Raw genomic sequence first — 21,664 nt, 5'->3', positions numbered from 1 at the left:
TGGTGCGCCCATCCGGGCGCGCCCGGCTGCGACCGCTCCCAGGCAACGTCGTTACGATGCCGTGAGAACCGGTCGGCAGCCCGGCCGTGGCAGTGCACCGAGAGCACCGAGAGCGACGAGAACGGCGAGGGCGCGTGGGCGTGGCGGCACGGTACAGAGGTCGCAGGACCCGGCTCGGCGACGGCCGCGGCAGCGGGGCGGACGCCGGGGCGACCGGGACAGCCGCGGGGGCGGACCGTCCGGAGCACGGCGGCCCCCTGCAGCGCGCGCACCGGGCCGGCACGGTGCTGCTGGCGGCCGGCCTCACCCTCGCGAGTGGTACCGCGCTGGCCCCCGCGGCCGGGGCGGCCGAGTACCGGATCGACGGCGTCCGGCAGGTCACGGGCGCAGCCGGGCTCGCCGCGACGACCAGGACCACCGCGGCGACCGGGACGGTACGGGCCGGCACGGTGCGCTACCCGGCGCAGGTGACGCTCACCGCGATCAGCCCGACCACGCCCTCGGCCACCGGCAAGGTGGTCCTCAGAGGCACCGTCACCAACACCGGCAGCAGCCCGATCTCCGCGTTGCACGTGGGGGTCTGGGTGAATCTCGAGCACCTCGCCAACCGGTCCCAGATCGCCTCCGTCGCGGCCAGGACCACCCCGTCCAGCGACGACCCGCAGGAGATCGACAAGCTCGACAAGGACCTGGACACGCTGGCCCCCGGCGCCACCAGCCCGACCTTCAGCCTCACCGTCGACCTCTCCGACCTGCAGCTGAGCAGCAACCATGTGTACGAGATCGCGGTGGACGCCCAGGGCTCCGTCAGCGGTTCCGACGAGGTGCACCCGCTGGGCATCGCCAGGACCTATCTGCCGCTGTACGACAGCAAGGACGACAAGCCGACCAAGATCGCCACGCTGTGGCCGATCGTGGAGCCGCCCCGGGTCCAGCCGCAGACCTATGCCGACTCCGCCGGCGCCGACGAGGCCGTGTTCACCGACGACTCGCTGGCCTCGGACCTCGGCGCGGAGGGCCGCCTCGGCCAGCTCCAGGCCATCGGCGCCGACCTCGGCCTGTCCGGCATCGAACCGACCTGGGTGATCGACCCCGACCTGATCAGCAGCGTCCTCAAGATGGAGCCCAAGTACCGGGTCGTCTCCGGGGACGACAGCCAGGGCGTCTCCGCGGCCTGCGGCTGCACCAAGCCGGGGACCGGGTCCACCGCCGCGACGACCTGGCGCACCGGTCTGCAGTCGGCGCTGAGCGGCCTGGACAGCCGGCAGGTCGTCTCGCTCCCGGCCGCCGACCCCGACCTCGCCTCGATCGCCCACAACGGCTCCGGGTCGAACACCCTCAAGCAGGCCGTCAGCATCGCCAACACCGATCTCGGCCAGGTCGGGCTCAACCCGCTGCAGGTCACCGCCAGCCACACGGTCGCCTGGCCCTACCAGGGCTACCTGGACAGTTCGGTGGTCCAGCTGGCGCGCGGGGTGGGCGACACCCAGATCGTGGTCTCCGGCAGCAGCCTGCCGTCGCCCGGTCTCAACTTCACCCCCAACGCGGCCCGCTCGCTCGGCAACGGGACCACCGCCGTGGTCGCCGACCCGACCCTGGCCGCGATCTTCGCCGGGGACCTGTCCACGCCGAGCGCGCAGACCCTGGCCGAGCAGCGCTTCCTCGCCGAGACCCTGGCGATCACGCTGGAGCAGCCCAGCAAGCAGCGCAGCATCCTGATCCAGCCGCCGCGGGAGATGTCCGCCAGTACCGCCCAGGTGCTGGCCGCCTCGCTCAAGGCCGCGGTCCACGGCAAGTGGGCCGCGCCCGCGAGCTTCGCCGCCGTGGCGAGCGCGGCGCCGACCCCCGGCGCGGGCCACGCCGTGCCGCCGGTGTCGGCGTACCCGGCCGCCGTGCGGAAGAGCGAGCTGGACGCCGGCGACCTGTACGCCGTCGCCGACACCCAGGACAAGCTCGGCGAGCTGGAGAAGATCCTGGTCAACCCGGCGACCGTCCGTACCGCCTTCAGCTCGGCGATACTGCGCTCGGTGTCCACCCAGTGGCGCCGGCAGCCGGCCCTCGGCGACGGCTACCGCGGCAACGCGGCGAACTATCTGATGAACCTGTACGGCAAGGTCACCATCCTGCCCAAGCCGGGCGGCACGATCACGCTGTCCGGCAGCGGCTCGGCGACCATCCCGATCACGGTCCAGAACGACCTGGGCCAGGGCGTGATCAATCTGATGGTCGAGCTGAGCTCCAACAACGCGGGCCGGCTCAGCCTGGGCAACGAGCAGTTCAACGCGACCGCCTCCAAACCGGTGGCGGCCGGCGGCGGCACCAAGATCACCATCAAGTTCCCGGTGAAGGCGTTCGCCAACAACAAGGTGCAGATGACGGCGCAGCTCTACACCAGCGCCGACCACCAGCCCTACGGCGACCCGGTCTCCTTCTACGTCGACATCACCAAGCTGCCCAGCGGGGTGATCGCGGTGATGGCCGGCGGCGGCCTGCTGGTCCTGCTGGCCGGCCTGCGGCTGTACTGGAAGCGCAAGCACAACATCGCCGACGGCCTCCCCGAGCCGGACGGGCAGCCCGGACAGCCGGACGGGCAGGCCGACGGTCGGCCCGGGCCCGAGCAGGCCGAGCCGGGCGGCGAGGCCGGGGACGACGCGCAGAAGGGTGACGAAGAGCAACAACTCGCACGTCACCCTCAGAAAAACGCGCCCTGATTCGCTGGGTGACGGCTCGCGGATGAGAGGGTGGACCCTTAGCACCACACATCCGGAAGAGGTGGCATGAGCGCCCCGCGCGACGGCAGTACCCAGCAGGGACGCGGTGGCCGCGCCCCACACCGCGGTACGCCGCCCACCGACCCCCGCCAGGTCCCGCAGCCGGCCGCCGAGCCCGCGGACCCCTACCTGGACGAGACCTACGCGCGCGATCCCTACGCCCAGGACCCCTACGGCCAGGAGCAGTACCCGCAGCCGGACTACCCGCAGGCCGCCTACCAGCAGCCCGCCCCACCGCAGTCCGGCTATCCGCAGCAGGCGCCGTATCCGGCGGAGCAGTACCAGCAGGGGCAGTACCAGCAGGTCGCCCAGCCCGGTCAGTACCCGCAGGACCAGTTCCCGCCGGTCGCCCAGCCCCTGTCACAGCCCCAGTCACAGCCCCAGGACCAGGGCCAGTACCCGCCGGAGCAGTACCCGCAGCCGGACTACCAGCAGCAGGAGCAGTACTACCAGCCCCAGGGCTACGGCCAGGGCCAGTACCCGCAGGGGCAGCCGCCGTACGTCCCGCAGCCGGCCCACCCCGGGGCACCTGACGGAGTGACCGTTCCCGGCTTCGGGCCCCCGCAGGGCTTCGCCGAGGTCGGCGTCGACGAGCTGCTCACCCACGCCACCGAGAGCGAGCAGACCGCCCGCGCCCGGCAGCAGAACCCCGCGGCCGACCCCTACGACTACCTCTTCCGCGACGGCGAGCAGGCCTACGCCCCCGCCCCGTACGGCGAGACCGGCCCCGAGTTCGTCGCGGAGTCCACCGGCACCATGCCGCTGATAAGGATCGACCCCTCGGCCGGCCCCCGGCCGGGCGCACCCGGGTCGCCCGGGTCGGCGGAGACGCCCGCCGCCAAGGCCGCCGGCGGCAAGGTCGGCGGGATCCTGGGCTCCAGCGCCATCATGGCCGCGGGCACCCTGGTCTCCCGCGGCAGCGGCTTCGTCCGCACCATCGTGATGGCCTACGCCATCGGCCTGCACGGCATGGGCACCTCCTACAACGTCGCCAACACCCTGCCCACCCTGCTCTACATCCTGGTCGGCGGCGGAGCGCTCAACGCCGTCTTCGTGCCCCAGCTGGTCCGCAGCATGAAGTCCGACAAGGACGGCGGCGAGGCCTACGCCAACCGGCTGCTCACCCTGGTCATGGTCGGCCTGGCCGGGGTGGTCTTCGTCACCGTCCTGGCCGCCCCGCTGCTGGTCCGGCTGGTCTCCAACGAGGCCATGAGCACCCCGGCGGGCGCCACGACCACGGTCGCCCTGGCCCGCTACTGCCTGCCCACCATCTTCTTCATGGGCATCCATGTGGTGATGGGTCAGGTCCTCAACGCCCGCGGCCGGTTCGGCGCGATGATGTGGACCCCGGTCCTCAACAACGTGGTCGTCATCTTCACCTTCGGCATGTACGCCTGGGTGTACGGGCCGTTCAGCAGCACCGCGGTCTCCACCGCGACGGTCTCCCCCGAGGGCGTCCGGTTGCTCGGCATCGGCACCCTGCTCGGCCTGGCGGTCCAGGCCCTGTCGATGATCCCCTACCTGCGCGCGGCGGGCTTCAAGTTCCGCCCCCGTTTCGACTGGCGCGGCCACGGCCTCGGCCACGCCGCCAAGCTCGCCAAGTGGACCTTCCTGTTCGTGCTCGCCAACCAGGCCGGCTTCCTGGTGGTGACCCAGCTGGCCACCGCCGCGGCCGGCTCGGACGGGGCCGGCCTCGCCGCCTTCTCCAACGCCATGCTGGTCTGGCAGCTCCCCCAGGCCGTGATCACCGTGTCGGTGATGAGCGCGGTGCTGCCGCGGATCTCCCGGGCCGCCTCCGACGGCGACGCCACCGCCGTCAGGGACGACCTCTCCTACGGGCTGCGGACCTCGGCCGTGGCCATCGTCCCGGCCGCGTTCCTGTTCCTGTCGCTGGGCCCGTTCATCGGCTCGGCCCTCTACGGCCGCTCGGGCTCCTCGGTCGGCTTCATGCTCTCCGCGTTCGCCCTCGGCCTGATCCCCTACTCCGCCCAGTACGTGCTGCTCCGCGGCTTCTACGCCTACGAGGACACCCGTACCCCCTTCTACAACACGGTGTGGGTGGCGGCCAGCAACGCCGTCCTGTCCGGGGTCTGCTACCTGGTGCTGCCCTCCCACTGGGCGGTCACCGGGATGGCCTTCACCTACGGCTTCTCCTATCTGATCGGCCTGCTGGTGGCGCTGCCCAGGCTCCGCCGCCGGGTCGGGGAGCTGGACGGGGCCCGGATCAAACGCACCTACGGCAAGCTCGTCGGCGCGGCGGTGCTGCCGGCCGGCATCGGTCTCGCCCTCGGCTACCTGATCGTGCACAGCGTCGGCGGCGGTGTGCTGGCGAACATGGCCGCCGCGGCCGTCGGCGGCGTGGTGGAGATCGCCCTGTTCGTCGTCATCGCCCAGCGCCTCCGTATCGAGGAACTCACCCCGCTGATCGGTATGGTGCGCGGGAAGCTCGGCCGCTGAGACCGGATCCCGCCTCCCCCGGGCAACCAACTGGGGGGATCGTGGGTCGTAGTCGGTCAGTGGGAGTTGGCACAATTGACCGTAGACCCCCCGGCACGACCTGGGGGGACACCAAGGGGAGGCAGGACGAAGGTGGCGGATCGCAGCAAGGCTCCGGTCGACACGATCGCGGAGAGCAGCGAACCGGCAGAGCCGGAGCAGGCGGAGGAGCCCGTCGCCGCGGCTCCTGCCGCAGCGGAACCGGAACCTGACGACGACTCCGTTCCCGCAGCCGAGCCCGCGTCCGCGTCCGACGCCGAAGCCGACGCCACGTCCACCGACGTCGAAGCCGCGCCCGAAGCTGAAGCCGAGCCCGAAGCCGCAGCTGCAGCCGCGCCCGACGCCGCGCCCGACGCCGCCTCAGCGGCCGTATCCGGGACGGAGACCGCCCCGCTGCCCACCCCGCTGCTCCCCGCGCCGGTCCGGCACAGCGGCGACCGCATCGCCGACCGCTACCGGCTCGAGGAGTGCCTCACCCAGGCGGGGGTCTTCACCAGTTGGCGGGCCGTCGACGAGAAGCTGCGCCGCGCCGTCGGGATCCACCTGCTCGCCGCGGGCCATGCCCGCTCGCAGGCCGCCGTGGCCGCCGCCCGCCAGGCCGCGCTGCTCGGCGACCCCCGCTTCGTCCAGGTGCTGGACGCGGTCGAGGAGGGCGAGGTGGTCTACATCATCCGCGAGTGGCTGCCCGACGCCACCGACCTGGGGACGCTGCTGGCCGAGGGCCCGCTGGAGCCCTACGAGGCGTACCAGATGGCACGCCAGGTCACCGACGCCATCGCCGCCGCGCACCGCAGGGGCCTGTCCCACCTCAGGCTCACCCCCGCCTGCGTGCTCCGTAGCGACAGCGGCCAGTACCGGATCAACGGGATCGCCCTGGACGCCGCCCTGCACGGCCTCGACGCCGAGGACCGCACCGAGGCCGCCCAGAGCGACGCCCGCGCCCTGGGCGCCCTGCTGTTCGCCTCGCTGACCCACCGCTGGCCGGGACCCGACGACCGGCACGGGCTCCAGGGAATGCCCCGCACCGTCGGGGTCGTACCGCCGGAGCAGGTCAGGGCAGGGGTCCACCGCGGGCTCTCCGACCTGTGCGCCCGCACCCTGTGCGAACCCCCGGTCCGGCACCTGGAACCGATCTCCTCCCCCGAGCAGCTCGCCCGGGCCATCGACCAGATCCCCAAGATCCGGCAGCCCGACCCCGAGCCGCTGGTCCTGCCCGAGTACCCGACCCGCAGCTACCCCGGCGCGGCCCCGCAGTACGGTCCGCCGACCGCGCCGCCGCGTCGGCCCGGCCCTCCCGTGCCGTCGCCCCCGCCCGCCCTGCCCGGACGCACCGGCAAGGCCCTGCGCTGGGCCATCTCCCTGGTCGTGCTGGCAGCGGTCGGGCTGGGCAGCTGGGCCACCGCCGAGGTGCTGATGCAGAAGCAGAGCACCAACAACGACGGCACCCCGGTCACCGCGGGCGTCGGCGGCAAGCCCAAGCCCACGCCGTCGGCGCAGCCGGCGCTGCACCCGCTGAAGATCAGCAGCGCCGTCGAGTTCTCGCCCCGGGGCGAGCCGATAGCGGCTCCCGAAGCCCCGCTGAGCATCGACGGCGATCCCAGGACCGCCTGGATGACCTCGCAGTACCTGAACTATGCGAAGTTCGGCAACTACCCCAGCCGCGCCGACGGCAGCGGCATCGTGGTGGACCTGGGCAGCGTGCAGAACGTCTCCGGCGTGAAGCTGGTCCTGCCGACCGGCGGAGAGACCCTGGAGGTGCTCGCGGCACCCGCGAGCGACAGCAGCGCGACCAGCGCACCCACCAGCAGCAGCGCCGACTTCAGCCAGCGCGTCGCCAACAGCGGCGAGGTCCAGGGCACCACCTTCACCAGCGACACCCTCGCCACCCCGGTGCGCACCCGTTTCGTGCTGATCCACCTCACCAGCCTCCCCGCGGACCCCACCAGCTCGCACGCCTTCCGCGGCGGAATCTCGGAGATCCAGATCCTGGGCTGACCAAGCCTTCCATGGGGGAACAACGACAGTGGCGAGTCCGTCACGGGACGAGGGTCCCGCGCAGTCCGACGAGAGCAGCGACCGCGGCGACACCGACGCGGCGCTGCTGGCGCGCCATGTCGCGGGGGACCACGACGCCTTCGGAGAACTGGTCGTCCGCCACCGGGACCGGCTCTGGGCGGTGGCCCTGCGCACCCTGGGCGACCGGGAGGAGGCCGCGGACGCGCTCCAGGACGCCCTGGTCTCGGCGTTCCGCTCCGCGCACACCTTCCAGGGGCGCTCGGCGGTCACCACCTGGATGCACCGGATCGTGGTGAACGCCTGCCTGGACCGGGCCCGGCGCAGCGCGACCCGGCGGACCCGGCCACTGGACCAGGAACCCGCCCAGGAGGCCCTGCTCGGCCTCGACGAGGGCGCGGACGTCTCGGCGGAACGGGGCGAGCTGCGCCGCGAGCTGGGCGCCGCCCTGGCCTCCCTGCCGCAGGACCAGCGGGCGGCCCTGGTCCTGGTCGACATGCAGGGCTACCCGGTGGCCGAGGCCGCGGCGATCCTCGGGGTCCCGGTCGGCACGGTGAAGAGCCGCTGCGCCCGCGGCCGGGCCAGGCTGCTGCCGCAGATCTCCCACCTCCGAAGCGCCGCTGTTTCACGTGAAACAGCGGCGCCCTCCCCGGGCGGCGACGCACCGCCGGGGCCGAGACGGAACCCGAACGCCGGGCCGGCCGTCCCATTGCTGGCCCGTCCCCGATCCGACCAGCCCCGCAGCGGAGGTGAGCAGCCGACATGAGCCCGACCTCGTCGAACCCCGTCCTGGACTCCTCCGGGCACCTCCCGGTCGAAACCATCGCCGACTTCCTCGAAGACCTGCTCCCCGCCGAGGCCGGCGCCCAGCTCCAGGCCCACCTGGCGGACTGCCGGGACTGCCGGGACACCGGCGCCGCTCTTGAGGAGGTGCGCTCGCTGCTGGGGCAGACCGGAACGCCGGTCCTCCCGGCCGACATCGGCCTCCGCCTCGACGCCGCGCTCGCCGCCGAGGCCCTGCTGGGCACCGAAGCCTCGGAGGACGCCGGGACAGCCGGGGTCGCCGAGACCGCGCGGGGCGCCGACCCGGACGCCGCGGCCGCCGGGACAGCCCCCAGGAAGGCGCACAGCGCGCCCTCCGCGCCCGCGGGCCCGCTGCGGCCGCCGGCCGGACCCGGTCGGCGCAGGCGCTGGCGCCGGGCCGCGCTGGGCGTCGCCGCCCTCGCGGCCGTCGGCCTGATCAGCACGGCGGTACTGCAGAGCGGGGGTGAAAGCGGCAACAGCGCGAGCAGCACCTCGGCGAAGGTTCCCGACCGGGCCGACAGCCTCGCCCCGGTCCCCTTCACCGACGCCGACCTGACCCAGCAGGTCCAGCAGCTGCTGCCGACCGGACCCCAGGGCACCGCCCTGGGCCCGAAGGCACTCCAGCAACCCGCAGGGGGTACGGCCGACGCAGACGCCACACCGGTGCCCTGCGTCGTCGGCGCGACCGGCCGAAGCGGCGAGACCCCCCTGGTCGCCACGCCCGGCGTCTACCGCGGTGCCCCGGTGTTCCTCCTGGTCTACAACGACACCGCCGACCCGCTGCACAAGGTCGACGCCTACCTGGTGTCCACCTCCTGCGCCACCGGCGGCACCAGGTCACCCGGAGCAGGGGTCCTGCTGAAGCGCACCGTGCCACGCGACTGAACCCCCGGGAATGCGGGACACTGGGGAACCGTTGAGCGGGATGGAGTCAGGCAGTGGTGCCTTCCATCTCGCCGGCCCCCAGGCTTGCGAAGCGATTCAGGAGATGTGCAGTGAGCGACGTCCGCAACGTGATCATCATCGGCTCAGGCCCGGCCGGCTACACAGCCGCGCTCTACACGGCGCGTGCCGCGCTGCAGCCCCTGGTGTTCGAGGGGGCGGTGTCGGCCGGCGGCGCGCTGATGAACACCACCGAGGTGGAGAACTTCCCCGGGTTCCAGGACGGCATCATGGGCCCGGACCTCATGGACAACATGCGCGGCCAGGCGGAGCGCTTCGGCGCCGAGCTGGTCCCGGACGACATCACCGCGGTCGACCTCACCGGTGACATCAAGACCGTCACCGACTCCGAGGGCACCGTGCACCGGGCCAGGGCTGTCATCGTCACCACCGGCTCCCAGCACCGCAAGCTGGGCCTGCCGCGGGAGGACGAGCTCTCCGGCCGCGGCGTTTCCTGGTGTGCGACCTGTGACGGCTTCTTCTTCCGGGACCAGGACATCGTCGTGGTCGGCGGCGGCGACACCGCGATGGAGGAGGCGACCTTCCTGTCGCGCTTCGCCAAGTCCGTCACCGTGGTCCACCGCCGGGACAGCCTGCGGGCCAGTAAGACCATGCAGGACCGTGCCATCGCCGACCCGAAGATCAGCTTCGCCTGGAACAGCGAGGTCGCCGAGATCCACGGCGAGACCAAGCTGAGTGGGCTCACGCTCCGGGACACCGTCACCGGCGAGACCCGCGAGCTCCCGGTCACCGGACTGTTCATCGCCGTCGGCCATGACCCGCGCACCGAGCTGTTCAAGGGCCAGCTGGACCTGGACGACGAGGGCTACCTCCGGGTCGAGGCCCCCTCCACCCGGACCAACCTGACCGGTGTCTTCGGCGCCGGGGACGTCGTGGACCACACCTACCGCCAGGCCATCACCGCGGCCGGCACCGGCTGTGCCGCGGCCCTGGACGCCGAGCGCTACCTGGCCCTGCTCGCCCACACCGAGAGCCTGGCCGGCAGCGCGGTCTGAGCCGCTCCCGGCCTCCCAGCACCACACCGCAACCACCCGACAGCCCCACCCATCCCCGCACACCCGAGGAGACCCCGTGGCCGGCGCCACCATCATCGTGACCGACGACACCTTCGAGTCCGAGGTGCTCAAGAGCGACAAGCCTGTGCTCGTCGACTTCTGGGCCACCTGGTGCGGCCCGTGCCGCCAGGTCGCCCCCGCACTCGAGGAGATCGCTGCCGAGTTCGGCGACAAGATCACCATCGCCAAGCTGGACATCGACAACAACCCCAACGTCCCCGCGACCTACGGGGTCCTGTCCATCCCCACCATGAACGTCTATGTGAACGGCGAGGTCGTGAAGACCATCGTCGGCGCCAAGCCGAAGAGCGCCCTGGTCCGGGATCTCGCCGAGTTCCTGCTCGGCGACGAGTAGCCGACAGGGCCTGTCACAGAGCAGACTGACGCCGGGGCAGCCACCGTAGGGTGGCTGCCCCGGCGTCGTTGTAGAAGAGCGCCGCACATGTTTCACGTGAAACGGCGCGTACGATCATGGCAGTCCATGAGGAGGAGGGGACCCTCGCATCATGACCAAGCAGCATCCCGCCCACACCTATCACTGGAAGCTCGGTGACACCGGACCCGCGGTGGCCGAGATCCGCTTCAAGCTCGGCCTGCTCGGCCTGCTGCCCAACACCGGGGAGGCCCTCGGCGACCACCGGCAACTGGCCTCCGCCTCCTCGCACTTCGACCTCCAGGTCGACGCCGCAGTGCGCCACTTCCAGCAGCAGCGCGGACTCACCGCCGACGGCATCGTCGGTCCGGAGACCTACCGCCACCTCAACGAGGCCCGCTGGAGACTGGGCGACCGGGTGCTCAGCCATGTGGTGAGCAATCTCCAGGTCGGCGACGACGTGGCCCAACTCCAGCAGCGGCTCCTGGACATGGGCTTCACCCCCGGCCGCGTCGACGGAATCTTCGGCCATGACACCGCCCAGGCGCTCAGCGAGTTCCAGCGCAACATGGGGCTCCAGGCCGACGGCACTCTCGGCCCCACCACCTTCACCGTGCTGGCCCGGCTCGCCCGCACCGTGGTCGGCGGCGCACCCCATGTGATGCGTGAGACCGAGATGCTGCTCCACTCCGGAGCGGCGCTCCCCGGCAAGGTCATCATCATCGACCCGGGGCACGGCGGCGGCGATCCCGGAGTCTGCGCCCACAGCCACACCGAGGCAGCCATCGTCTGGGAGATCGCCACCCGGCTGGAGGGCCGGCTCACCGCCCTGGGCGTCCGCACCTACCTCACCCGGGGGGCGGACAACGGCGGTGACGAGACCCAGCGGGCCCAGTTCGCCAACGCCACCGATGCCAACCTGATGCTGTCGCTGCACCTCGACGGACACCAGAACCCGCAGGCGTCCGGAGCGTCCAGCTACTACTACGGCGACGAGAGCGGCCACCGCTGGTCCCACACCGGCAAGCAGTTCGCCGGGCTGCTCCAGCGCGAGCTGGTCGCCCGCTGCGGCTTCGGCGACAACCGCAGCCATGCCCGCACCTGGACCCTGCTGCGGTCCACCCGGATGGCCACGGTGCGGCTTGAGCTGGGGTACCTCACCAACATCCAGGACGCGGTCCGGCTGTCCTCACCGCAGCTGCGCGCCCAGGCCGTCGAGGCCATCGCGGTGGCCGTCCAGCGGCTCTACCTCCCGCCCGAGGACGACTCCCCGACCGGGGTGCTGCACCTCCCGGCCGCGCTGCTCTGAACGAAGGCACCGGGCCGGTGTTTCACGTGAAACACCGGCCCGGTGCAACGTCGGTCCAGCGAGACCTCGGCCCGGTGAGACCTCCGGCCCGGTGCTACAGCGGTCGCAGCGAGGGCTCCTTCTGCACCGCACCGAGCAGCCGCTCCAGGGCGACCTCCATCTCCCCCTTCCAGGAGATCGCCGAGCGCACCTCCAGCCGGAGCCGCGGATAACGGGGATGCGGTCGCACCGTCTTGAATCCCACCGCCAGCAGATGGTCCGCCGGAAGCAGGCACCCGGGCTGCTTCCAGCGGGCGTCCCCGAACGCCTCGACCGCCTTGAAACCACGCCGCACCAGATCCTTGGCGACGGTCTGCACCAGGGTCCGGCCGATCCCCTGCCCCTGGTATCCCGGCAGCACCAGCGCGGTCATCAGCTGGACGGCGTCGGGGGAGACCGGGCTGGTCGGAAAGGACAGCGACCGCGGCACATAGGCCGGCGGCGCGTAGAGGACGTAGCCCACCGGGACGTCGTCGACATAGGCGATCCGCCCGCAGGAGCCCCACTCCAGCAGCACCGCCGAGATCCAGGACTCCTTCTCGATCTCCGGATTCCCGGCCTTGACCGCGGCCGCCCCGCTCACCGCGTCCAACTCCCAGAACACGCAGGAGCCACAGCTGCCCGGAAGGTCGGAGAGCGAGTCCAGCGTGATCGGTACGAACCTGCGTCCCATGCCTCACACTCTAGACGGCCACAGCAAAGGGCCCCTGTTTCACGTGAAACAGGGGCCCTCGGTGCAGCCTGGTGCCAGGTGCTAGCCCTCGTCGTCGGTCTTGTCCTGCTTGAGGACCTGGCCCTCGCCGGGGGCGAACAGCGCCAGGATCCGGTCCAGGTCGTCCATGGAGGCGTACTCCACCACGATCTTTCCGCGGTCCTTGCCGAGCTCCACCTTCACCCTGGTGTCGAACCGGTCGGACAGCCGGCTCGCCAGACTCGCCAGCGCCGGGTGGACCCGCTTGCCCGCCCTGGGCGGCTGCGGCTTCTTCGCCGGCGCCTGCTCCAGCTTGGACAGCGCGACGATCTCCTCGACCGTCCGCACCGAGAGGCCCTCGGCCGTGATCCGCCGCGCCAGTGCCTCCTGCTCCTCCGGCGTCTCCAGGCCCAGCAGCGGCCGAGCATGACCCGACTGCAGCTCGCCCATCGCCAGCCGACGCTGAACCAGCGCCGGCAGGTTCAGCAGCCGCAGGGTGTTGGAGACATAGGAACGCGAGCGGCCGATCCGCTTGGCCAACTCCTCATGGCTGCAGGAGAAGTCCCGCAGCAGCTGGTCGTAGGCCGCGGCCTCCTCCAGCGGGTTGAGCTGGGCCCGGTGCAGGTTCTCGAACAGGGCGTCAAGAAGCAGCTTCTCGTCCTCGGTGTCCCGGACGATGGCCGGGATCGCCTCAAGACCGGCCTCACGGGAAGCACGCCAGCGGCGCTCCCCCATGATCAGCTCATAGCGGTCCGGCGAGATCTGACGGACCACCACCGGCTGGAGCAGACCCACCTCCTTGATGGAGTGGATCAGCTCATTGAGGGCTTCCTCCTCGAAGACCTCACGCGGCTGACGCGGGTTGGGCGTGATCGCGTCCAGCGGGATCTCGGCGAAGTACGCCCCGTCCACCGGACGCAGCTCCGACCCGCCCGCCGCCGCTGTTTCACGTGAAACAACGCCCTCGATCGTGCGCTCCAAGGTGCTGACCGCTCCGCCGCCGCCCAGCGCGGGAACGCCGCTCGGGGAGAGCGAACCACCGATGGCGGGGGAGATGGACCGGCTGTCCGCCCCACTGGCTGCCGGGATCAGTGCCCCGATCCCCTTGCCCAGACCCCTACGTCGTTCACTCACCGCTGCCCCTCCATCGTGCCGTGCTTCCCTGCTGTCTCATGCTGCACTGCTGAGTGCTCTGCCATCCGGCGCGGCTGCTGCTGGTAGAGCCCGGGGTTGCCCGGGTCCGCGGCAAGCCGCTCGTCGGCTGCCCGGGCGTCCTTCTCGGCACCGCGCAGCGCAATCTCCTTGGCCGCCTCCAGGTAGGAGAGCGCCCCGGTCGAGCTGGGGTCGTAGGTGAGGACGGTCTGCCCGTAGCTGGGCGCCTCGGAGACCCGGACCGAGCGGGGGATCGCCGTCTTCAGCACCTCCTCCGAGAAGTGGCTGCGGACCTCGTCCGCGACCTGGGAGGCCAGTCGGGTCCGCGCGTCGTACATGGTCAGCAGGATCGTCGACACATGCAGATGCGGATTGAGGTGGGCCCGGACCAGGTCCACATTGCGCAGCAGCTGGCCCAGGCCCTCCAGTGCGTAGTACTCGCACTGGATCGGGATCAGCACCTCGCGTCCCGCCACCATCGCGTTGACGGTCAGCAGCCCCAGCGAGGGCGGGCAGTCGATCAGGATGTAGTCGAGCGGCTGCTCATAGGCCTCGATCGCCCGCTGCAGCCGGCTCTCCCTGGCCACCAGGGAGACCAGTTCGATCTCGGCGCCGGCCAGGTCGATGGTCGCCGGGCAGCAGAACAGCCCCTCGACGTCCGCCACCGGCTGGACCACGTCGGCCAGCGGCTTGCCCTCGACCAGGACGTCGTAGATGGAGGGAACCTCGGCGTGGTGGTCGATCCCCAGCGCCGTGGAGGCGTTCCCCTGCGGGTCGAGGTCGATCACCAGCACCCTGGCGCCGTGCATGGCCAGGGATGCCGCCAGATTCACGGTGGAGGTGGTTTTGCCCACGCCACCCTTCTGGTTGGCGACCACCATCACCCGGGTGTTGGCAGGGCGGGGCAGAGCTTCTCCGACACGGCCCATCGCCTCGACCGCTGCCTGTGCGGCACGTCCGATGGGGGTGTCGTCAATGAGCGGGGTGAGTTCGGAGTCCTGCATGGGCGTCAGTGTTTCATGCGGCACAAGCGTGCGGGTGGCGCCCCCCGAAGTCTGTGCTGTTTCACGTGAAACAGGCGCTACCGCTCGACGGTTCCTGGCCCTGGGGCCGGGCAACGGCTCGACCTGAGTCTCACTGGGCATGGGTTCGCCCCCCTCTCCGTCCTGGCTGTCGCTGGCATCATCGCGCAGCGCGGCGGCAGCGGGAGTCGGTTGTGGCCCTTCTGACCCCCTCAGCGGCAGAACTTCACCCGAACGACGGCTGTACTGAGCGGCCCCACGACTGCGGCTCAGGATCCCGGGAAGCAGAGAGCGACGTTTCACGTGAAACACGATGCCCGGTATAGGGGAAATCTCATGGTTCGACACTCCGGCCGTCCCAGGGCAGCAGAAAGGCCCGCCGTTTCACGTGAATCCATGTTTCACGTGAAACGGCGGGCCCTCAGCGCAACAGCGCCCGGCGGCAGCTGCGGCGGCGTCCTAGCGGTGCCGGCGGGGAGCAGCGGTTCCCGCCTTCGCCCGGCCCGCCCGCGCGGCCTTGGCCCGCCTGGTGGCCGCCTTGACCCCACCCGGGCTCTCGCCGACCTTGACCCGCACCACATGCGTGGGGGTCTCCACCACGCCCACACCGGCGATGCCCACCGACCACTCCCTGGCCCCCAGTCGGACCAGGGCGGCCTTGTGCTCGACCAGCTCCTGCTCCGCGGAGTCGCCCTTGAGCGCCAGCATCACCCCGTAGGGACGCAGCAGCGGCAGTCCCCAGCCGGCCAGCCGGTCCAGCGGAGCCACCGCCCGGGCGGTCACCACGTCCACCGAGAGCTTGCCGATCATCTCCTCGGCCCGGCCCCGGACCACGGTCACATTCTCCAGACCGAGCTCCTTGACCACCTCCTCCAGGAAGGTGGTCCGCCGCAGCAGCGGTTCGAGCAGGGTGATCCGGACATCGGGACGGGCCAGCGCCACCGGGATCCCGGGCAGCCCGGCCCCGGACCCGACATCGCACAGGGACGCGCCCTCGGGCAGCAGCTCCCCCAGTACGGCGCAGTTGAGGATGTGCCGCTCCCACAGCCGCGGCACCTCCCTGGGGCCGATCAGACCGCGGCGCACCCCGGCGTCGGCCAGCAGCTCGGCGTAGCGGACTGCCTGCCCGAAGCGGTCGCCAAAGACCGCCCTGGCCGCCGGCGGCGTTTCCGGGAGCTCCCTCGAGAACTCCTCCGCCACCGGTTCAGGCCCCGGCTCCGCCTCTGACATCGCTGACCCTCTCCTCAAGTGCAACCAGTGCTCAAGTGCAACCAGTGTGGGACAGCAGGACTACGCGGGAAGCACGACGACCCGCCGCTGCGGCTCCTCGCCCTCCGACTCGCTGCGCAGACCGGCCGCGGCGACCGCGTCATGGACGACCTTGCGCTCGAAGGGCGTCATCGGCCGGAGCTTCACCGGCGCCCCGGCCTCCTTGGCCTCCTTGGCCGCCTGCGCGCCCAGCTCCGCCAGCTCGGCCCGCTTCTGCGCGCGGAACCCGGCGATGTCCAGCATCAGCCTGCTGCGCTCGCCCGTCTCGCGGTGCACCGCCAGCCGGGTCAGCTCCTGCAGCGCCTCCAGGACCTCGCCGTCCTGGCCCACCAGCCGGGACAGCGAGCGGTCGTCGCCGGGACCCTCACCGACGATGGAGACGGAGGCACGGTCCCCCTCCACGTCCATGTCGATGTCCCCGTCGAGGTCCGCAATGTCGAGCAGGGCCTCCAGGTAGTCCGCGGCGATCTCGCCCTCCTGCTCCAGGTGGCCGAGCGTATCGGCCGTCGACGCTGCACTCTTCGGCTCGACGTTCTCGACCGGCGTCGCGGTGCCGTCCGTCACGGGTGGACTCCTTTGGATCTGTGGTTCCGGCAGGGGATGTGGTTCCGGCAGGGGATGTGGTTCCGACAAGGGATCTGGTTCCGACAAGGGGGTGGAGCGAGCAGGCCGGGCGGCAGTGCTAGGACTTCTTCTTGCCGTTCGAGCGACCGGCCGGCTGCGGGTTCCGCTTGGCGGGCTGGTTGCTGCGCTTCTGGCCGCCGGACTGGGCCGGGGTGGCAGCGGTGCCGCCGGCGGCCGGGGCCGCGCCGCCGGTCTTGGCCCGGCCACGGGCCTGCGCGGGGGTCGCGGCCTTTCCGGTGCCGGTCCCGCCAGCGGGCTTCCCGGTGGCCGGCTTGGCGCCGCTGACTGCCTTCTCGGTGCTCACCTTGGCGGTGTCCTCGGCGGTAGTGACCACGGCGTCGGCCGGAGCCGTACCGGTGCCGCCGGCCCGCTGGGACTTGGTCTGCCGCTTGGGCTGCTGCCGGCGTACCGGCGCGGTGTCCTCCGGGACCTCCTCGACCACGGGGGCTCCGCCCTTCACCAGGGTGGCCAGACCGGCCTTCACCGGGGTCCCGTCGGCGTTCAGCTTGCCCGCGGCCTTGAGCCGGTCCTGGCGCTGCTTGAAGGCGACCGAACCGGGGGTGGGGTTCTGCCGGATGATCACCAGCTGCTGGCCCAGGGTCCACATGTTGCTGGTCACCATGTAGATGAGCACGCCCACCGGCATGTTGGTGCCGATGAAGATGTAGATCACCGGGAAGACGTACATCATCATCTTCTGCTGCTGCATGTACGGCGTCTTGACCGAGAGGTCGACGTTCTTCGTCATGAGCTGGCGGGTGGTGAGGAACTGCGTGAAGCACATGGTCAGGATCATCACCGCGGTGACGATCTTGACGTTGGTGATCGAGGAGTTGAAGAAGGTCGCCGACAGCGGGGCGCCGAAGATGTAGGCGTGCTGCGCGCTCACCAGGAGTGTCGGGGTGATCACACCGACCGTCTTGTCGTGCGCGACATTGCTCAGCACGCCGTACAGCGACATGAAGAACGGCGACTGGATCAGCAGCGGCAGGCAGCTGGACGCCGGGTTGGCCCCGGCCTCCTTGTAGAGCTTCATGCTCTCTTCGGAGAGCTTCTGCCGGTCGCCCTTGTAGCGCTCCTGCAGCACCTTCAGCCGGGGCTGCAGCGCCTGCATCGCCCGCATCGACTTGGTCTGCTTGATCGTCAGCGGGATCATGCAGGCGCGGACCAGGATCACCAGCGAGACGATCGCCAGACCCCAGGCCCAGCCGCTGTCAGCGGGGAAGACCTGGCTGTACAGCGAGTGGAACTGGACGATGATCCATGAGACAGCTGTATACAGCGGACTGAGGATCGTGCCGAGAAACCCCACGGTCATGCTCCTTGGGCGTTGGTCGAGGGAGTCGGCGCGTCAGCACCGCTCGAGGTGTGGGGTCCCACGTCGCGGGACGAAAGGTTGAGGACCCACCGGTACCAGACAGGGCGCTTGCGCGCGGGCACGTAGTCGAAGCCGCCCGCGCTCCACGGATTGCACCGGAGGATGCGCCACGCGGTCAGGGCCGTGCCCTTGACCGCGCCGTGCACCTTGATTGCCTCGAACCCGTAGCGGGAGCACGAGGGGTGGTAGCGGCAGACCGGGCCCAGCAGCGGACTGACGGTCCACTGGTAGACCCTGATCAACCCCAGCAGCAGATACCGCCCTGCCAGCAGCAAGGCCAGGCCTGTCGCTGCTATCAGCAGGTAGGTCACTGTCCTGCTCCCGTCGGCGAGGATGCGGTACCGGAGTCGCGGAGCCGCCTGCCCCGGGGGGCGGCCAGCTTCCGCAGTGCGGAATCGAGATCGCGTTGCAGGTCCGCGAATCCCGCCGTCCCGGCTGGGGGCAGCGCGCGTACCACTATCAGGCTACCTGCGGGCAGGTCGGCAAGACGTGCGGCTACGAGGTGACGCAGGCGACGCTTCACGCGGTTGCGGACCACAGCCGGTCCGACGGCCTTGCTGACGACAAAACCCGCACGCACCGGAGAGGGAGACTCCCCGGTGCTGTGCGGGTCCGTTGACGGCAGATCCGTGGATGCCACGGGGTCGCCCTCGCCGTACGGCCCGCCGGACGTGCCCTCAGCGTTCTCACTGAGGTGCACGACCAGCAGGGGACGTCCGGCGCGGCGGCCCCGCCGCACCGCGATCGCGAAGTCCTGGCGCCGCCTCAGCCGATGTTCGGGTGGCAGCACAGCATGACCTGATAGATCAGGCGGACAGGCGGGCGCGGCCCTTTTCGCGGCGACCCGCGAGGATCGCACGGCCGGCACGGGTGCGCATCCGCAGGCGGAAGCCATGGGTCTTCGCGCGACGGCGGTTGTTCGGCTGGAAAGTGCGCTTGCTCACGGGGGGACTCCAGGATGAATCGAAGGGTCGCGGGGCGTCGATAAGCCGTCACCGTGCGTCCGCGCGATCCCCATACCCGTTATGTACGGTGACCCACGACGCCCGTAGCTGCGCGCCTTGGTGTGCGGATAATCCGCGGGCATGCGGCAGCGGCCATCGACAACTCGACCTCGTTACGGTACGCGGAACGGGCTCCGCGGGTCAAACCGGCTGGAGGTTTCCCGGAAGCGGCTCCGGGGAAACGGGGCGGCCCCCGGTCTGCGACACTGCTGTACACAGCCTGTGGACAAGAACTTGAACGCAGCCCCGGGCCTGACTACCGTGGGCAGACTCTCCGGTTCCCTCCTCCCCCTCCTCTCTTCTCCCGGTCCTCCCCACCTGTCCCGGTGGAACGAGAAAGCGTGCACCAGTGGCTGATACGAGCAGCGAGCTTGCGACCGTCTGGGCGCGGATCGTCGAGCGACTGGGCAACGACCAGGGGGTCGGCCCCAAGGACGCCCAGTGGCTGCAGCGCACCCAGACCATGGGCCTGATGGTCGACACCGCGCTGCTGGCGACACCCAATGAGTACGCCAAGGGGGTGCTGGAGGGGCGACTGCTCCCGGCGATCACCGAGCTGCTGAGCCATGAGTACGGACGTCCGATGCGGATCGCCGTGATCGTCGACGCCAACGCGGCCCCGCTCGGCCCGCCCCCCGCCCCCCGCGAGCAGGCCCCGCCGCCCCAGCAGCAACAGCAGCAACTGCAGCACCGCGACTACACCCAGGGCCCCAACCAGAACCAGGGTCAGGGCCCGAACCAGGGTCAGGTCCCCGGCGGACCCGGCTCCGGACAGGGCCAGAACCAGAGCCAGGGCTACGACGGCTACGACCAGCGCCGCGCCGACTACTCCTCCCCGTACCCGCAGCAGGAGTACCCGCAGCAACAGCAGGAGTACCCGCAGCAGGAGCGCGGCGGCTACTACGGCGCCCCGGCGACCGGTCCCGGCAACGGCTACTCCTCCTTCCCCGGCCGGTCCCCGCGGGACCAGCGGGACCAGGAGGACGAGTGGCCCCCGGCGGCCCCCTCCCCGCAGCAGCAGCGCCCGTGGGAGCAGCGCGCCCCGGAGGAGCCCTTCCGCCCGTCCGCCCCGCAGGACGACCGCGAGGCCGAACAGCGGTCCGAGCACGAGCAGTTGCCGGCCGTCCGGCCGGAGCAGCAGCTGTCCGAGCGGCCGCTGTCCGAACGTCCTGACCGCCCCGGCGGCGGCTCCGCGCCGGGCCTGCCGCGCAAGGACGAGCCGGCCGCGCGACTGAACCCCAAGTACCTCTTCGAGACCTTCGTCATCGGCTCCAGCAACCGCTTCGCCCACGCGGCCGCGGTGGCGGTGGCCGAGGCCCCCGCCAAGGCGTACAACCCGCTGTTCATCTACGGGGAGTCCGGCCTCGGCAAGACCCACCTGCTGCACGCGATCGGGCACTACGCCCGCAGCCTCTACCCCGGCACCCGGGTCCGCTATGTGAGCTCCGAGGAGTTCACCAACGAGTTCATCAACTCGATCCGGGACGACAAGGGCGACGGCTTCCGGCAGCGCTACCGCGACATGGACATCCTGCTGGTCGACGACATCCAGTTCCTGCAGAACAAGGAGTCGACCCAGGAGGAGTTCTTCCACACCTTCAACACCCTGCACAACGCCAACAAGCAGATCGTGATCTCCTCGGACCGGCCGCCGCGGCAGCTGGTCACCCTGGAGGACCGGCTCCGCAACCGCTTCGAGTGGGGGCTGACCACCGACGTCCAGCCGCCGGAGCTGGAGACCCGGATCGCGATCCTGCGCAAGAAGGCGATCCAGGAGCAACTGAACGCCCCGCCCGAGGTGTTGGAGTTCATCGCCTCCCGGATCTCGCGCAACATCCGGGAGTTGGAGGGTGCGCTGATCCGGGTGACCGCCTTCGCCAGCCTCAACCGGTCCCCGGTGGACCTGCAGTTGGCCGAGATCGTGCTCAAGGACCTCATCCCCGGCGGCGAGGAGGCCGGCCCGGAGATCACCGCGACGGTCATCATGCAGCAGACCGCCGCGTACTTCGGGCTCAGCGTGGACGACCTCTGCGGCTCGTCCAGGAGCCGGGTGCTGGTGACCGCGCGGCAGATCGCCATGTACCTCTGCCGGGAGCTCACCGACCTGTCCCTGCCCAAGATCGGGGCCCAGTTCGGCGGCCGGGACCACACCACGGTGATGCACGCGGACCGCAAGATCCGCACCATGATGGCCGAGCGCCGGTCCATCTACAACCAGGTGACCGAGCTGACCAACCGCATCAAGAGCTGACCGCCACAGCCGCGACCACAGCACCGACCAGAACAGCGAGCAGAGCCCCGGAACACCGTTCCGGGGCTCCTTTCGTGCCCGCACAGCTGGACCCATCGTTCGAACGGGGGCGGCAGTTGGGCCCTTGGTCCACAGGTTGCGGCAGTTTTCACTGTCCACACCCTGGGGAGGACGAAGTTATCCAGAATCTCTCCACAGGTTCCGTCATCATGGAGACGTCTGCCCAGCTCACCTGCCTGTGTACTTGTGGGAAATAGTTATCCACAGGCTGTGGACGACGGAGGGCCCGTCAACACGGCGCCAGGGTTATCCACGCGCTGTCCCCAGGAAGCAGCCACTTGTCCCCAGCTTTCGGCTAGTTCTCCACAGCAGTGTCCACAGTTCGACAACATCAATGCGCTTGTCACCGTCCCGAGTGAAAGCGGTCACGTGATGTTGCCAGAGGGGCTG

The 21,664-nt window shown here is 70.8% G+C and carries 18 protein-coding genes; 9 read left to right on the top strand and 9 right to left on the bottom strand.

Features of this window, described 5'->3' with window-relative positions:
• The first annotated feature begins 140 nt into the window (after positions 1–140).
• The 8 genes from ACXKR8_RS25660 (at position 141) to ACXKR8_RS25625 (ending at position 11,784) form a co-directional block, all read left to right on the top strand.
• Complete coding sequence (locus ACXKR8_RS25660; protein WP_458266930.1) at positions 141–2,711, top strand: hypothetical protein; 2,571 nt, start codon at positions 141–143, stop codon at positions 2,709–2,711.
• A 66-nt stretch (positions 2,712–2,777) separates the two neighbouring features.
• The gene (murJ, locus tag ACXKR8_RS25655) at positions 2,778–5,228 is read left to right on the top strand and encodes a murein biosynthesis integral membrane protein MurJ (RefSeq protein ID WP_458266929.1); all 2,451 of its coding nucleotides are present in this window, start codon (positions 2,778–2,780) and stop codon (positions 5,226–5,228) included.
• A 132-nt stretch (positions 5,229–5,360) separates the two neighbouring features.
• On the top strand, positions 5,361–7,262 hold the full coding sequence (locus ACXKR8_RS25650; RefSeq protein WP_458266928.1) for a serine/threonine protein kinase: 1,902 nt from the start codon (positions 5,361–5,363) through the stop codon (positions 7,260–7,262).
• 28 nt (positions 7,263–7,290) lie between these two features.
• A complete protein-coding gene (gene sigM, locus ACXKR8_RS25645; protein WP_458266927.1) occupies positions 7,291–8,046 on the top strand; it encodes an RNA polymerase sigma factor SigM in 756 nt (251 codons plus the stop codon).
• Complete coding sequence (locus ACXKR8_RS25640; RefSeq protein ID WP_458266926.1) at positions 8,043–8,969, top strand: zf-HC2 domain-containing protein; 927 nt, start codon at positions 8,043–8,045, stop codon at positions 8,967–8,969. Before sigM ends, ACXKR8_RS25640 begins: the two co-directional genes overlap by 4 nt.
• Before the next feature lie 110 nt (positions 8,970–9,079).
• Positions 9,080–10,042: a thioredoxin-disulfide reductase gene (trxB, locus tag ACXKR8_RS25635; RefSeq protein WP_458266925.1), complete on the top strand. Its 963-nt coding sequence runs from the start codon at positions 9,080–9,082 to the stop codon at positions 10,040–10,042.
• Between the two features lie 76 nt (positions 10,043–10,118).
• A complete protein-coding gene (gene trxA / locus ACXKR8_RS25630) occupies positions 10,119–10,457 on the top strand; it encodes a thioredoxin (RefSeq protein ID WP_458266924.1) in 339 nt (112 codons plus the stop codon).
• A gap of 151 nt (positions 10,458–10,608) precedes the next feature.
• Positions 10,609–11,784 (top strand): N-acetylmuramoyl-L-alanine amidase, encoded by a 1,176-nt coding sequence (locus ACXKR8_RS25625; protein WP_458266923.1) that lies wholly within the window; start codon positions 10,609–10,611, stop codon positions 11,782–11,784.
• A gap of 94 nt (positions 11,785–11,878) precedes the next feature.
• Here ACXKR8_RS25625 and ACXKR8_RS25620 read toward each other — a convergent pair whose 3' ends face one another.
• From ACXKR8_RS25620 to rpmH, 9 genes are all read right to left on the bottom strand, one after another.
• Positions 11,879–12,496, bottom strand: a complete 618-nt coding sequence (locus ACXKR8_RS25620) for a GNAT family N-acetyltransferase (protein WP_458266922.1) — start codon at positions 12,494–12,496, stop codon at positions 11,879–11,881.
• Positions 12,497–12,577: 81 nt separating this feature from the next.
• A complete protein-coding gene (locus tag ACXKR8_RS25615) occupies positions 12,578–13,648 on the bottom strand; it encodes a ParB/RepB/Spo0J family partition protein (RefSeq protein WP_458266921.1) in 1,071 nt (356 codons plus the stop codon).
• Complete coding sequence (locus ACXKR8_RS25610; RefSeq protein WP_458266920.1) at positions 13,645–14,670, bottom strand: ParA family protein; 1,026 nt, start codon at positions 14,668–14,670, stop codon at positions 13,645–13,647. Before ACXKR8_RS25610 ends, ACXKR8_RS25615 begins: the two co-directional genes overlap by 4 nt.
• Positions 14,671–15,147: 477 nt before the next feature.
• Positions 15,148–15,918 (bottom strand): 16S rRNA (guanine(527)-N(7))-methyltransferase RsmG, encoded by a 771-nt coding sequence (gene rsmG / locus ACXKR8_RS25605; protein ID WP_458266919.1) that lies wholly within the window; start codon positions 15,916–15,918, stop codon positions 15,148–15,150.
• Positions 15,919–15,978: 60 nt separating this feature from the next.
• Positions 15,979–16,521 (bottom strand): Jag family protein, encoded by a 543-nt coding sequence (locus tag ACXKR8_RS25600; RefSeq protein WP_458266918.1) that lies wholly within the window; start codon positions 16,519–16,521, stop codon positions 15,979–15,981.
• A 118-nt stretch (positions 16,522–16,639) separates the two neighbouring features.
• Positions 16,640–17,899, bottom strand: coding sequence for a membrane protein insertase YidC (gene yidC, locus ACXKR8_RS25595; protein ID WP_458266917.1), 1,260 nt, complete (start codon positions 17,897–17,899; stop codon positions 16,640–16,642).
• Positions 17,896–18,228 carry a membrane protein insertion efficiency factor YidD gene (yidD, locus tag ACXKR8_RS25590; protein WP_458275084.1) on the bottom strand — a complete coding sequence of 111 codons (333 nt, stop codon included), beginning with the start codon at positions 18,226–18,228 and terminating at the stop codon, positions 17,896–17,898. Before yidD ends, yidC begins: the two co-directional genes overlap by 4 nt.
• A 38-nt stretch (positions 18,229–18,266) precedes the next feature.
• Positions 18,267–18,749 carry a ribonuclease P protein component gene (gene rnpA / locus ACXKR8_RS25585; RefSeq protein ID WP_458266916.1) on the bottom strand — a complete coding sequence of 161 codons (483 nt, stop codon included), beginning with the start codon at positions 18,747–18,749 and terminating at the stop codon, positions 18,267–18,269.
• A 16-nt stretch (positions 18,750–18,765) separates the two neighbouring features.
• Entirely contained in the window at positions 18,766–18,903 is a 138-nt protein-coding gene (gene rpmH, locus ACXKR8_RS25580) for a 50S ribosomal protein L34 (RefSeq protein ID WP_458266915.1), read from the bottom strand.
• A 409-nt stretch (positions 18,904–19,312) separates the two neighbouring features.
• Between rpmH and dnaA the strand changes: the two genes are divergently transcribed.
• Positions 19,313–21,214, top strand: a complete 1,902-nt coding sequence (dnaA, locus tag ACXKR8_RS25575) for a chromosomal replication initiator protein DnaA (protein ID WP_458266914.1) — start codon at positions 19,313–19,315, stop codon at positions 21,212–21,214.
• Positions 21,215–21,664 lie beyond the last annotated feature (450 nt).

The sequence above is a fragment of the Streptacidiphilus sp. PAMC 29251 genome (genome assembly GCF_054208735.2).
The sequence above is the reverse complement of the archived record's forward strand: the minus strand, read 5'-3'. Positions and strand labels throughout refer to the sequence as shown.

Excerpts from the sequence above, each read along its gene's own strand:
- ACXKR8_RS25625 (WP_458266923.1), top strand. The coding sequence starts at position 10,609 with ATGACCAAGCAGCATCCCGCCCACACCTATCACTGGAAGCTCGGTGAC.
- ACXKR8_RS25620 (WP_458266922.1), bottom strand. The coding sequence starts at position 12,496 with ATGGGACGCAGGTTCGTACCGATCACGCTGGACTCGCTCTCCGACCTT.
- yidC (WP_458266917.1), bottom strand. The coding sequence starts at position 17,899 with ATGACCGTGGGGTTTCTCGGCACGATCCTCAGTCCGCTGTATACAGCT.
- rsmG (WP_458266919.1), bottom strand. The coding sequence starts at position 15,918 with ATGTCAGAGGCGGAGCCGGGGCCTGAACCGGTGGCGGAGGAGTTCTCG.
- murJ (WP_458266929.1), top strand. The coding sequence starts at position 2,778 with ATGAGCGCCCCGCGCGACGGCAGTACCCAGCAGGGACGCGGTGGCCGC.
- ACXKR8_RS25610 (WP_458266920.1), bottom strand. The coding sequence starts at position 14,670 with ATGCAGGACTCCGAACTCACCCCGCTCATTGACGACACCCCCATCGGA.
- ACXKR8_RS25640 (WP_458266926.1), top strand. The coding sequence starts at position 8,043 with ATGAGCCCGACCTCGTCGAACCCCGTCCTGGACTCCTCCGGGCACCTC.